Annotated in this window: 11 protein-coding genes; all 11 read right to left on the bottom strand. The window is 67.1% G+C overall.

Going from position 1 to position 12,354, the window contains the following annotated elements; translation table 11 throughout:
- Positions 1-14: 14 nt before the first annotated feature.
- Positions 15-1,544 (bottom strand): amidophosphoribosyltransferase, encoded by a 1,530-nt coding sequence (gene purF, locus AC1EJR_RS09680; RefSeq protein WP_092290103.1) that lies wholly within the window; start codon positions 1,542-1,544, stop codon positions 15-17.
- Between the two features lie 85 nt (positions 1,545-1,629).
- Positions 1,630-2,127, bottom strand: a complete 498-nt coding sequence (locus AC1EJR_RS09675) for a CvpA family protein (RefSeq protein ID WP_092290105.1) — start codon at positions 2,125-2,127, stop codon at positions 1,630-1,632.
- Between the two features lie 47 nt (positions 2,128-2,174).
- A complete protein-coding gene (locus tag AC1EJR_RS09670) occupies positions 2,175-2,918 on the bottom strand; it encodes an SPOR domain-containing protein (protein ID WP_092290107.1) in 744 nt (247 codons plus the stop codon).
- 50 nt (positions 2,919-2,968) lie between these two features.
- Positions 2,969-4,279 (bottom strand): bifunctional tetrahydrofolate synthase/dihydrofolate synthase, encoded by a 1,311-nt coding sequence (gene folC, locus AC1EJR_RS09665; RefSeq protein ID WP_477146990.1) that lies wholly within the window; start codon positions 4,277-4,279, stop codon positions 2,969-2,971.
- Between the two features lie 84 nt (positions 4,280-4,363).
- On the bottom strand, positions 4,364-5,236 hold the full coding sequence (gene accD, locus AC1EJR_RS09660) for an acetyl-CoA carboxylase, carboxyltransferase subunit beta (protein WP_092290111.1): 873 nt from the start codon (positions 5,234-5,236) through the stop codon (positions 4,364-4,366).
- 193 nt (positions 5,237-5,429) lie between these two features.
- The gene (trpA, locus tag AC1EJR_RS09655) at positions 5,430-6,227 is read right to left on the bottom strand and encodes a tryptophan synthase subunit alpha (RefSeq protein WP_441644002.1); all 798 of its coding nucleotides are present in this window, start codon (positions 6,225-6,227) and stop codon (positions 5,430-5,432) included.
- A gap of 8 nt (positions 6,228-6,235) precedes the next feature.
- On the bottom strand, positions 6,236-7,120 hold the full coding sequence (locus AC1EJR_RS09650; RefSeq protein WP_092290121.1) for a DNA-methyltransferase: 885 nt from the start codon (positions 7,118-7,120) through the stop codon (positions 6,236-6,238).
- Positions 7,120-8,313: a tryptophan synthase subunit beta gene (gene trpB, locus AC1EJR_RS09645; RefSeq protein WP_092290124.1), complete on the bottom strand. Its 1,194-nt coding sequence runs from the start codon at positions 8,311-8,313 to the stop codon at positions 7,120-7,122. Before trpB ends, AC1EJR_RS09650 begins: the two co-directional genes overlap by 1 nt.
- A 102-nt stretch (positions 8,314-8,415) precedes the next feature.
- On the bottom strand, positions 8,416-9,162 hold the full coding sequence (locus AC1EJR_RS09640; RefSeq protein WP_092290126.1) for a phosphoribosylanthranilate isomerase: 747 nt from the start codon (positions 9,160-9,162) through the stop codon (positions 8,416-8,418).
- Positions 9,149-9,970 (bottom strand): tRNA pseudouridine(38-40) synthase TruA, encoded by an 822-nt coding sequence (gene truA / locus AC1EJR_RS09635; protein ID WP_477106492.1) that lies wholly within the window; start codon positions 9,968-9,970, stop codon positions 9,149-9,151. Before truA ends, AC1EJR_RS09640 begins: the two co-directional genes overlap by 14 nt.
- Positions 9,971-10,102: 132 nt before the next feature.
- The coding region (locus AC1EJR_RS09630) for a motility hub landmark protein FimV (RefSeq protein ID WP_477146989.1) at positions 10,103-12,354 on the bottom strand (2,252 nt) is incomplete at its 5' end.

The raw sequence follows: 12,354 nt of genomic DNA, 5'->3' as shown, positions 1-12,354 counted from the left end.
GTCTTCTGATCGGATTAATCGTGGTTGCCCGAGCGCTGCAGATGCAGTTGCGAGCGCTCCGTGTCGGCATTGGTGCCGTCGCGGTCAGCCTGGCTGCGCGCCGTCTCCAGGCGCACCAGGTATTCCTCGTCGATATCGCCGGTGATGTAGCGGCCATCGAAGCACGAGGCGTCGAAGTCGCGCAGCGCCGGATTGATGTCGCGCACGGCCTGCTTCATCGCTTCCACGTCCTGGTACACGAGCTTGTCGGCGCCGATCATCTGCGCCACTTCCTCGTCGGTGCGGCCGTGGGCCACCAGTTCGCTGCGCGTGGGCATGTCGATGCCGTACACGTTCGGGTACTTCACCGGCGGCGCGGCCGAGGCGAAGATCACCTTGTTGGCGCCAGCGTCGCGGGCCATCTGGACGATTTCGAGCGAGGTGGTGCCGCGCACGATGGAATCGTCGACGATCAGCACGTTCTTGCCCTTGAACTCCACGCCCATGGCGTTGAGCTTCTGGCGTACCGACTTCTTGCGCACGGCCTGGCCCGGCATGATGAAGGTGCGGCCCACGTAGCGGTTCTTGAAGAAGCCCTCGCGGTAATCCACGCCGAGCGAGTTGGCCACCTGCATGGCGGCCGGGCGGCTCGAGTCGGGAATCGGCATGACCACGTCGATGTCGCCGGAGGACACTTCGCGGCGGATCTTCTCGGCCAGGTAGTCACCCATGCGCAGGCGCGCGTCGTAGACGGGCACGCCATCGATGCACGAATCCGGGCGGGCCAGGTACACGTACTCGAAGATACAGGGCGTCAGCACCGGGTTCTCGGCGCACTGCTTGCTGTAGAACTTGCCGTCCATGTCGATGAAGATGGCCTCACCGGGCGCCACGTCGCGCTCCATGCGATAACCCATGCCTTCCAGCGCCACGGATTCCGACGCGATCAGGTATTCCTTGCCCGTCGGGGTGTCGACGCTGCCGATGCAGAGCGGGCGGATGCCGAACGGGTCGCGCACAGCCAGCAGGCCGTAGCCGGCGATCTGGGCGGTAATCGCATAGGCACCCTTCACGCGGCGATGCATGCCGGAGACGGCCTTGAAGATCGCCTCGGGGTCCAGGGACAGGCCGTCGCTGCCGCGCTGGAGTTCGTCGGCCAGCACGTTCAGCAGCACTTCGGTGTCCGAATGCGTGTTGATGTGGCGACGGTCGCGGCGGAACATCTCCTCGCGCAGCTGTTCCGAGTTGGTCAGGTTGCCGTTGTGGGCCAGGATGATGCCGTACGGCGCGCTCACGTAGAACGGCTGGGCTTCTTCCTCGCTCGAGGCGGAGCCGGCCGTCGGGTAGCGCACCTGGCCGATGCCGGACGTGCCCGGCAGGCCGCGCATGTTGCGGGTGCGGAACACATCGCGCACGAGGCCGTTGGCCTTGTGCATGTGGAAGGTGCTGCCGTTGGCCGTGGCGATGCCAGCTGCATCCTGTCCGCGGTGTTGCAACAGCAGCAGGCTGTCATAGATCAATTGGTTGACAGGGCTGGTGGAAACCACGCCGACGATACCGCACATGCCGCACTCCCAGGAAAGGCAACTTTGATTCAGGGGCGCGGTCCCGGCTGCAATCCGGTAGGAGGCGTCGGGACCCGCGTTGACTTCAGGTCTTTACATACTTGGCCAGGTCCGGCGGCAGCCATTGCCGCAACTCGTCCATGGCCTGCATCACATAGGGGCGCGACACCGCGTCGCGCCAGAATTGTTCTTCCGGCAGCTTGGTGAGCCCGGCCAGCACCACGACCAGCATCACGATCAGCACGCCGCGCGCGAGGCCGAATACCAGCCCCAGGCCGCGATCCGCGGGCTTCAGGCCCGTGGTTTCCAGCAACTGGCCGAGGATGGCGCCGGCCAGTGCCGACACGATCCAGGTACCCAGAAACACTGCGAGGAAGCCCAGCGCACTGCGCGTGAGCTGCCCGCCGGGCAGCGTTTCCGGCATCCACTGGGCTGCCATCGCGCCGAAGTGGTAGGCCAGCAGGAAGGCCACCACCCAGCCCACCAGGGCCAGCACCTCGCGGACCAGCCCGCGCAGGATGCCGATCAGGCCCGAGGCCACGAGGATGAAGGCAACGCCGTAATCGAAAAAAGTAAAAGCCATGCGTCTGGCGCTTGTTCCTGGCAGATGACCCGTCAGATGGGGGCGATTTACAGTTCCACCACCTTGGAGGTCAGGCCCACGGCCTTGACCTTCTTGTCGGCCGCATCGGCGGCGTCACGATCGGTGAACGGGCCGGCGCGCAGCAGGATCCGCTCGCCGTCGGCAAGCGTCTTTTTCTCCACATAGGCCGGCACCTTGCTCGCCTTGAGCTTGGCCAGCCAGTTCTTCGCACGCTCTTCGGACGAGAACGCGCCAATCAGGATCATGAACTTGCCGCTGCCGGTGGCCTTGTCAGCCGGCTTGTCGGCGGGCTTGGTCTCGGCGACCTTGGTATCGGGCCTGGCTTCTGGCTTGGCATCGGCACGCGGCTTGTCGGCCGCGGCTGGCGCGCTGACGAGTTCCTCGCCGGCGTCCAGCGCGGCGTCATTGCGCGTGGCGGACGGCGTGGGTGGCAGCGGATCGGCCTTGCGCGCCTCCACCTTCGGCTTCTGCGTAGCGCCCTGCCCGTTGGCTACCTTGACCGCCACGTCCTCCGATACCGGACGGGGCTTGTGTTCGAAGACGATAGGCAGCACGATGACCGCCGCCACGAGCAGTACCACGGCGCCAATCAGGCGGCGCCGCGCGCGTTGCTTCTGCGGGAAGTCGGGGTCGAGGGTGTCGTCGGCGTATTCCTCGTTCAACCGGCGCGACGCGCCGACGCCAGCGCCCACATCCGCGCGCGTACGACGACCGCGCTCCGGTGCCGGATCAGAGCCCTTGCGGGACGAGAACAGCGAAAGCAGGCCCATGGATGCCGATGCCTAGAGAGTGATTCGGTGCGATGTCATTCCGGCGGCGATCAATTCGCCTGCGTGGCGCGATACGCGAGCACGCCGGCCACCGTATAGAACGACCCGAAGACCAGGATTCTATCATTCTCGGTCGCTCTCTCGATGGCATCGCGATACGCCAATTCCGGACTGGAGAAGCACGCGGCCGTATTGTCCGGGCCCTCGCGGAAGCCGCCTGCCTCAAGCTGCTCGCGCAGGTCCGCCGCGCTGGCGGCGCGGTCGGTGGGCAGGTCGCAGAAGCACCAGTGGTCCACCTTGTCCGCCACGTGGCTTAGTACGCCGGCAATGTCCTTGTCTGCCATCGCCMCGAACACCGCGTAGGTGTAGCGAAAGAAGCCCATGTTCTCGAGGTTCTGACCCAGCGTGGCGGCTGCATGTGGATTGTGCGCCACATCGAGAATCACCGCCGGACGGCCCGGCATCACCTGGAACCGGCCCGGCAATTCGACGAAGGCGAGCCCGTTACGCACCTCCTGCGCGCTCACCGGCAGGCGCGGACGCATGGCCTGCAGCGCCGCGAGCGCCGCCGAGGCGTTCAGCAGTTGGTTGGCGCCGCGCAGCGCCGGGTAGCCCAGGCCGTTCAGCTTGCGGTCCGGACCAATCCAGTCCCATTGCTGCCGTTCCTGCCCCTTGGCCGCCTGATGGTGGAAATCGCGGCCCACGAGCCACAATTCCGCGCCGATGGCTTCCGCATGGTCGATCAGCGATTTCGGCGGCATCGGGTCGCCGCAGATCGCCGGCACGTTCGGGCGGAAGATGCCCGCCTTCTCGAAGCCGATTTTCTCGCGCGTGTCGCCGAGGTACTGGGTATGGTCGATGTCCACGCTGGTGATGACCGCGCAGTCCGTATCGATCACATTCACCGCGTCCAGCCGTCCGCCGAGGCCCACTTCGAGGATGATGGCGTCGAGCCCGGCCGCCGCGAAGGCGTGGATGATGGCCAGCGTGGTGAATTCGAAATAGGTCAGGCTGACCGGATCGGCAAAGCTCGTGCGGGCGCGCTCGACGGCTTCGAAGTGCGGCAGCAGCTGCGCGTCCGTGGCCATCTCCCCGTTGATGCGCGCGCGCTCGTTGAACGTGATCAGGTGCGGCGAGGTATGCATGCCGACCTTGTAGCCGGCCTCGAGCAGGATGCACTCGAGCATCGCGCACGTCGAACCCTTGCCGTTGGTGCCGCCCACGGTGAAGACCACCGCGTCGATGCGCAGGCCCAGCGCTTCCTTGACGCGCGTGATGCGGGTCAGGCCCATGTCGATGCCCACGGGGTGGGCGCTTTCCAGATGGGTCAGCCAGTCGGGGAGATTGTGGAAGATGGGCATGGGAAAACCAGATTCAAAACTGGAAAAACAAAATGGCGCGGGTGGGGGCACCCGCGCCATTGTCCTGCATTCACACGAATCGCGTCAGGCTACCGCGTCCGCCGGTTGCTTCTGCAGCAGCGCCAGCAGTTGCGCCAGCTCGGCGCGCAGCTTGCGACGGTCGACGATCATGTCGATCGCGCCCTTCTGCAGCAGGAACTCGGCACGCTGGAAGCCTTCCGGCAGCTTCTCGCGCACGGTCTGCTCGATCACGCGCGGGCCGGCAAAGCCGATCAGCGCCTTGGGTTCGGCAATCACCACGTCGCCCAGGAAGGCGAAGCTGGCCGAGACGCCGCCCATGGTCGGGTCCGTCAGCACGCTGATGAACGGCAGCTTGGCGTTGGCCAGCTGGTTCAGCATGGCCGTGGTCTTGGCCATCTGCATCAGCGACAGCAGGCTTTCCTGCATGCGCGCGCCGCCCGTGGCGGTAATGCAGATAAACGGCACCTTCTGCTCGAGCGCCGCCTGCGCGCCGCGCGCGAAGCGCTCGCCCACCACGGAGCCCATCGAACCGCCCATGAACTCGAACTCGAAGCAGCTCACCACCACCGGAATGGTGTGGATGGCACCGCCGATGACGACCATCGCATCGGTCTCGCCAGTCTCTTCCATGGCGGCCTTGATGCGGTCCGGGTACTTCTTGGTGTCCTTGAACTTCAGCGCGTCCACCGGCACGATTTCCTGGCCGATTTCATAGCGGCCTTCGGCGTCCAGCAGCGCGTCCAGCCGCTCGCGCGAGCGGATGCGCATATGGTGGTCGCACTTCGGGCAGACGTGCAGATTGGCCTCGACGTCGGTCCGGTACAGCGTGGACTCGCACGCCGGGCACTTGACCCACAGCCCTTCCGGAATGCCCTTGCGGGTGGAGGGGTCGGTCTGTTGAATCTTGGGAGGCAGGAGTTTATCCAACCAGCTCATGAAAGCTCCTTACGGATAGCCGCCGTCCGCGCGCCAGCCTGCATGCGCAGGCGCTGACGGTGAGACGACAGGGAATCAGGCCGCGAATTTACCATGCCGGGCCGGTCTGGCCGAAGCAAATCGCATCGATTGTGATACATCGATCACAATCAAGCCATGTCGATGTCGGCATGGCGTCACGTTTTGCCGTGGCTCAGGCGTCCAGGGCCCGGCGGATTTCGGCGATGAAGTCGCGCAGCGCGGTCACTGCCTGGTCGCGCGGGGCGTCTTCCAGCAGTTGCACCAGACGGCTGCCGATCACCACGGCGTCCGCCACGCTGCCGATGGCGCGCGCGGTCTGGGCATCGCGGATGCCGAAGCCCACGCCCACCGGCAGGTTGGCGTGGCGCTTGATCAGTGGCAGGCGGCTCGCCACGCTTTCCAGGTCGATCGTGGCCGAGCCGGTCACGCCCTTCAGCGACACGTAATAAAGATAGCCGCTGGCGACCTTCGCCACCGCCTCGATGCGCGCATCGGTGGAGGTCGGGGCGAGCAGGAAGATGGGATCCATCTCATTGGCGCGCATCAGGGCGGCAAACGCCTCGCACTCCTCGGGCGGATAGTCGACCACGAGCACGCCGTCCACGCCAGCCGCGCGGGCGGCCTTGGCGAAGGCCTCGTCGCCCATCCGCTCGATCGGGTTGGCGTAGCCCATCAGCACGACGGGCGTGCTGGCGTCGGTTTTTCGGAATTCTGCGACCCAGGCGAGCACCTGCGTCAGCGTCACGCCCTGCGCGAGCGCCCGCTCGGATGCGCGCTGGATCACCGGGCCGTCGGCCATCGGGTCCGAGAACGGCACGCCGAGTTCGATCACATCGGCGCCACCGGCCACCAACGCGTGCATCAGGTCCACGGTCAGGCCGGGCGCCGGATCCCCGGCGGTGATGAACGGAATCAGGCCCTTCTTCTGCTGCGCGGCCAAGGCCGCGAAAGTCTTCTGGATGCGGGACATGTCAGGAATTAGATAAGGCGTTGGACGGCGGCATCGGCTTCCGCGGCATCGTCATTGGCGGCGGGTACTGCGGGTTGAACCGGATCCGGCACGGCGGGMGTGACCAGGGGGATCGCCGCCTCCACCCGCTGGCGCACCAGTTGCGCGTACTCAGGATTCATCTCATAGCCGACGAAGCGCCGGCCATGGCGCACGCAGGCCACGGCGGTGGTGCCGCTGCCCGTGAACGGATCGAGCACGAGCCCGCCCGGCGGGCAGCTCGCCAGCACCATCCGCTCCACGATCTCGAGCGGCTTCTGGGTCGGATGGTCGGCGCGCTCGGGGTCCTGGCGATGGATGCGGGACACGCTCCACAGGTCCTTCGGGTTGTATCCCACCTCGAGCCACTTCTTGCCCTCGAAGCGCGGCCGGCTGCGCGCCTTCTTGGTCTCGGCGTCGTACGGAATCCGTACCGGGTCGAGGTCGAAGTAGTAGTCGCGCTGGCGGGCGAAGAAGCCGATGTTGTCATGCACCGACGAATACTTGCGCGTGGTGCCTCCCATGCTCGGCACGCGGCGGTCCCAGATGATCTCGTTGATCATGGTCAACCGTTGCTTGAGCATCACGAACAGCTCGGGCGAGTACTGCCACGTGCAGAACAGGTAGAGCGAGCCGCGCGGCGCGATTTTCGGCACGATGGCGTCCATCCACCGCTCGGACCATTCCAGGTAGGCTTGGCCCGAGAGGCGGTCGGAATCGTTGCCGTAGTCCTTGCCCAGCCCATAGGGCGGGTCAGCCACGACGAGATCGATGGAGCCGTCGGGGATCTTGGAGATCCCTTCCAGCACGTCTTCCTGATAGAGCCGCAACGCGGAGGAGTCCAGCAGGTCGGATTCGGGAGGCAGCACTTGCATCAGAGCTTCAGCCCCGCACGTTCGGCCACGGTGTGCATGTCCTTGTCGCCCCGTCCGGAGAGGTTCACCAGCAGTAGCTTGTCCTTCGGCAGCGTCGGCGCCAGCTTGCAGGCGTAGGCGATGGCATGGCTCGACTCCAGCGCCGGGATGATGCCCTCGATGCGGCAGCAGTCATGGAAGGCCTTGAGCGCCTCGTCGTCGGTAATCGGCACGTACTGCGCGCGGCCGATGTCCTTGAGCCACGCGTGCTCGGGACCCACGCCCGGGTAGTCCAGGCCGGCCGAGACCGAATGGGTCTCGATGATCTGGCCGTTGGCGTCCTGCAGCAGGTAGGTGCGGTTGCCGTGCAGCACGCCCGGCGAGCCGCCGGTCAGCGACGCCGCGTGGCGGCCCGTCTCCAGGCCGTCGCCGGCGGCTTCCACGCCGATCAGCTGCACATCGGGATAGTCGATATACGGATAGAAGATGCCCATCGCATTGGAGCCACCTCCCACGCACGCGATGACCGCGTCTGGCTGGCGGCCGGCCAGCTCGGGCATCTGCACCTTGGCTTCCTCGCCGATCACGCACTGGAAGTCACGCACCATCATCGGGTACGGGTGCGGGCCCGCCACGGTACCGATGATGTAGAACGTGGATTCCACGTTGGTCACCCAGTCGCGCATCGCTTCATTGAGCGCGTCCTTGAGCGTGCGCGAGCCGGACTCCACGGGCACGACGGTGGCACCGAGCAGCTTCATGCGGTAGACGTTGGCGGCCTGACGCTGCACGTCCTCGGCCCCCATGTAGACCACGCATTCCATGCCGAAGCGCGCGGCGATCGTCGCCGTGGCCACGCCGTGCATGCCGGCGCCGGTTTCGGCAATCACGCGCTTCTTGCCCATCTTGCGGGCCAGAATCGCCTGACCAATCACATTGTTGATCTTGTGCGCGCCGGTGTGGTTCAGGTCTTCGCGCTTGAGGAAGATCTGGGCCCCGCCGAGCGTCTCGCTCCAGCGCTGCGCATGGTAGATCGGCGACGGGCGGCCGACGAAGTGCTTCAGCTCGCGCCGGTATTCGGCGTCGAACGCGGGATCGTTCTGGGATTGCGCATAGGCTTCGCGCAGCTCGTCCAGCGCGTGAACCAGCGTTTCGGAAACGAAGGTGCCGCCATAGGGGCCGAAATGGCCACGGGAATCGGGCAAGTCGTACATGTCCAGGCTCTCAGGATGGCGCACCGGCCCGGTTCGGGCAGGGGCGCTGAAATTCGGGGATGCGGCCGGCAGGCGGCGGGAACGGGTCCGGGAGGCCCCGGGTCACCCTGCTTCCGCCATGCGCACGGCACGCACGAACGCGGCAATGCGGGCGTGGTCCTTCACGCCCTTCGACGCCTCCACGCCGCTGCTCACATCCACGGCATAGGGGCGCACGCGCTCAATCGCGCCAGCGACGTTTTGCGCGTTCAACCCACCACTCAAAACGATGCGAGGAGCGCCGTTTGCGTTCGGGCTGCCCTTGGGGGGCACGGAGGGTGCCGGCTGCGAGGTGGAAACCAGCGCCGGATCGGTCGGAAGCCATTGGCCGGGAATCAGGGTCCAGTCGAAGACGTGGCCGCCACCGCCATAGCCTTCCACGAAGGCATCGAGCAACAGGCCGGCGGCGTCACGGTATTGATCGGCGAATTCTACCAAATCGAGCCCCGGACGAACACGGGCCGCACGCATGAAGGGCAGCCGGCAGCGCCGGGCGATCTCCGCGCACTGCTCGGGGGTCTCGTCACCGTGGAACTGAAGTAGCGTCAACGGCACTCGCTCCGCCACGTGGGCCACTTCCTCGGCATCGGCATTGACGAACAGGCCAACCACCGAGACGAACGGCGCGACTCGCTCGGCCAGTGCCGCCGCGCGCGCCACGTCCACATAGCGCGGGCTGCCGGCGTAGCAGACCAGGCCGATGGCGTCGGCGCCGGCATCCACGGCGGCGCGTACGTCGTCCTCGCGGGTCAGGCCGCAGATCTTGACGCGGGTGCGGCCGGGCATCTGGCTGAAATCAGGCGCCGTCATCGGTAAAGACTCCGTGGAAGAAGCTCGCGGACGGGTCCGCGGCGGGCAGCCGGTACGGCTCAGGATACTTCACGCCGGCCAGGTAGAGGCCATCGGGCATGAAGGTGGGCGCAGCCAGACGGCGGTCGCGGCCGGCCAGCACTTCGGCCATCCAGCTCACCGGATAGCGGCCCCGCCCTACCGCTACGAGGGAACCCATCAGGTTGCGCACCATGTGGTGCAGGAAGGCGCTGGCGCGGAAGCGCAGGAAGACCCAGTTGCCGTCGGCCTTCAGGGTCACGTCGTACATCGTCTTGATGGGCGACTTGGCCTGGCATTCGGCGGCGCGGAAGGCCGAGAAATCGTGCTCGCCCAGCAGGCAGCTCGCGGCGGCGCGCATGGCATCCACGTCGAGCTGCTGGCCCGGCGGGAGCATCAGGTAGCCGGCGCGGCCATGCAGCATTGGCACGCGGTGCGGGCCGGTGTAGAGCGCGTAGTAATACTTGCGCTCGAACGCCAGGAAGCGCGCGTGGAAGCCCTCGTCCACCGGCTCGGCCCATTGCAGGGCGACCGACGGCGGCAGGAAGGCATTGATGCCGCGCACCCAGGAAAACTTGTCGCGCGAGAGTTCGGTATCGAGATGAATCACCTGCCCGAGCGCATGCACGCCGGCATCGGTACGCCCCGCCACCGTGGTCAGCAGGCGAGTCCCGGCAAAACGCTCGATGGCGTCTTCCAGGTGGTCCTGCACGGTATTGCGGTGCGGTTGCGCCTGCCAGCCCGAGAAGGCCGACCCGTCGTACTGAAGCCCGATGGCGATGCGATTCATGGATCCCAAAAGAAAATGCGCCGGAAGGGACGCTTCCGGCGCATCGCTTCGGGCCGCAACGGCGTGGCGCCGTGCAAGCCCTCCATCATACCGGCCTTTGCAGGCCGTTTTCCGACGCGTGACCGCTACCGGTCAGGCCACCTCGCGCAGCAGCGTGCGCGCTTCGGCCTGGAGCGGGTCTTGCGACTGATCCACCACTTCCTGGAGTAGTTCGCGGGCCCCTTCCTTGTCGCCGATCTCGATGTAGGCACGGGCCAGGTCGAGCTTGATCTGCATGTCGCGGCCGCCGTCCATGCCGTTGGCGGACAGGGTGCTGGCGGACACGCCGTGGGTGGTGTCACCACCGCCCTCGGACGTCACGCGGCTCAGGTCGATCGGCTCGGCCAGACGGCCGTTCTGCAGCATCGTCGGCGCCGGGAGCGGCACCGAGTCGGCCAGCGGGTCGTTGCCCGCCGACTTGCCGGCGCTGCCGGGGTTCAGGTCGAGCGAGATGCCCGACATGTCGAACTCCAGCGGACGCGAACGCGTCGGGGTATCGAGCGCCGGCACCTCGGCCAGGTGGCGGCTTTCCAGGTCAGCCGGCATGTCGAGGCCGGTGTCGTGGCTTTCGTCGAGTACGTCATCCAGACGTGCCACCGGTTCCGCTTGGAATTCGTTACCGAATACCAGCGAGGCCGACTCCGGTGCCACGATGGGCTCCCCCGGCGCGGGCGCCGGGAAGGCGTCGAGCGGCAGCGCCAGATCCGCCATGGCGGGCTCGCGCGGCGGTTGCTCGAGGTTGTGCGCGGGGTCCTGCGTGCGCCATTGGTCCGCGACCGGCGTGGTGGTATCCACTTCGGCCGTGGCGTCCGGCGCTACCGACAAATACAAGGCATTGCTCGGGTCCAGCTTGCGACCCATTTCGGCGGCCTGCAGCCAGTCCGCGCCTTGCCCGCCCGTCTGGGCGAACATTTCTTCTGCAATCACTCGGAAACCTTCCACATCCTGGCGAGTGTTGTAAATCTCCAGCAGCTTCAGGCGAATGGCCTGACGCTCCGGGCTCTGTTGCAGCGCTTCGCGCAGGATTTCTTCGGCCTGCACGTCGCGCCCGTAGGCGATATACACCTCCGCCTCGGCGATCGGGTCCACCTCGGTAGCTTCCGGCGAGTTGTTGCCGATCCGGAAATCGGCGCCGAACACGCTGTGCTGCGAGGTATCCACGCTCTGGCCGCCGGCGGTGCCGAACAGCGAATGGCCACCGGCCATCACCGTGCTTTCCTGCGACAGGATGCTGTCGCCGAAGCCGCCKTTGTCAGCGGTCTTCTGCTTCTGGCGGCGACGATAGACGGCATAGCCGCCCAGCAGCGCGACCAGCAGGCCGGCGCCCGGCAGCAGCATCGGGTTGCCCAGCAGTTCGTCCAKGAACGAGGGTTCCGGTACCGGTGCGGGCTGCACGCGCGGCGCGGGCTTCTTCACGGCCACAGGGGCGGAAGCGGCGGCGGCCGGGGCGGGTGCGGCGGCGTCTGCCTGCGGCGCCGAAGCGGCGGCCGTTGCAGCCACAGCGGCTGCGGCCGGCGCGGCGGCATCGGCTGCGGAGGCCGGTGCAGCTGCCGTGGCGGCCGGAGCCGGCGTCGGCGTGGCCGTGCTCGTCGCGGCAGTCGCCGTGTCAGCGGGCTTGGCCGGCTCGGCGGGCACCACGGTCGGCGCGGTGCTGGCCGCCGGCGTGGCCGGCGCAGCAGCCTGGGCCGGAGCCGCCTTGGCCTGGTTCAGCTTGGCGATCTCGGCATTCTTCAGCTCCATCAGGCGCTGCATGTCCGTGACGTTCTTCTCGAGCTGGGCCAGCTTCGACTCGGCGTCCTTCAGCTTGCGCTGCGAGGCCACTTCGGCTTCGGCCTGGGCTTGCGCCTTGGCCTGCGCGGCGCGGTCTGCCTTGCTCAGCTTCAGTTCGTCGCGCGGACCGGCGGCGGGCACCGTGGTGTCCTGCACGCGCGCCGTCACGTTGCCGGACTGCTCACGCCCCGAGCCCGCTTCCACGGACTTCGCGGCAGCGGCGGCGGCCAGACGGCTGCGGTAGCTGTCGAAGCCCTGCGTGCGCGCCACGACCTCGCGGCGAGCTTCGCGCGGGCTCACGGACTGCGCCTGCTGGGCGCTCGGCACCTTCAACACCGCGCCGGACTTGATCCGGTTGATGTTGCCGCCGATGAATGCATTCGGATTATTCCGATACAGCGCGAGCAGCATCTGCTCGAGCGACACGTCCTGGCCCTGCGCGGCATCGCCGGCAATGCTGGACAGCGTGTCGCCGCGCTGGATCGTGTATGGCTCGCCGGCGGCAGCGCCGTCGGTCGATGCGGGGGCCGCCGGGGCGRCGGCGCGGCGCGGCTGGCGCGGGGCCGGAGCCGGAC

It is taken from the genome of Cupriavidus sp. 05T42, from assembly GCF_056396345.1.
The sequence above is the reverse complement of the archived record's forward strand: the minus strand, read 5'-3'. Positions and strand labels throughout refer to the sequence as shown.

Excerpts from the sequence above, each read along its gene's own strand:
- purF (WP_092290103.1), bottom strand. The coding sequence starts at position 1,544 with ATGTGCGGTATCGTCGGCGTGGTTTCCACCAGCCCTGTCAACCAATTG.
- AC1EJR_RS09675 (WP_092290105.1), bottom strand. The coding sequence starts at position 2,127 with ATGGCTTTTACTTTTTTCGATTACGGCGTTGCCTTCATCCTCGTGGCC.
- AC1EJR_RS09670 (WP_092290107.1), bottom strand. The coding sequence starts at position 2,918 with ATGGGCCTGCTTTCGCTGTTCTCGTCCCGCAAGGGCTCTGATCCGGCA.
- accD (WP_092290111.1), bottom strand. The coding sequence starts at position 5,236 with ATGAGCTGGTTGGATAAACTCCTGCCTCCCAAGATTCAACAGACCGAC.
- trpA (WP_441644002.1), bottom strand. The coding sequence starts at position 6,227 with ATGTCCCGCATCCAGAAGACTTTCGCGGCCTTGGCCGCGCAGCAGAAG.
- trpB (WP_092290124.1), bottom strand. The coding sequence starts at position 8,313 with ATGTACGACTTGCCCGATTCCCGTGGCCATTTCGGCCCCTATGGCGGC.
- AC1EJR_RS09640 (WP_092290126.1), bottom strand. The coding sequence starts at position 9,162 with ATGACGGCGCCTGATTTCAGCCAGATGCCCGGCCGCACCCGCGTCAAG.
- truA (WP_477106492.1), bottom strand. The coding sequence starts at position 9,970 with ATGAATCGCATCGCCATCGGGCTTCAGTACGACGGGTCGGCCTTCTCG.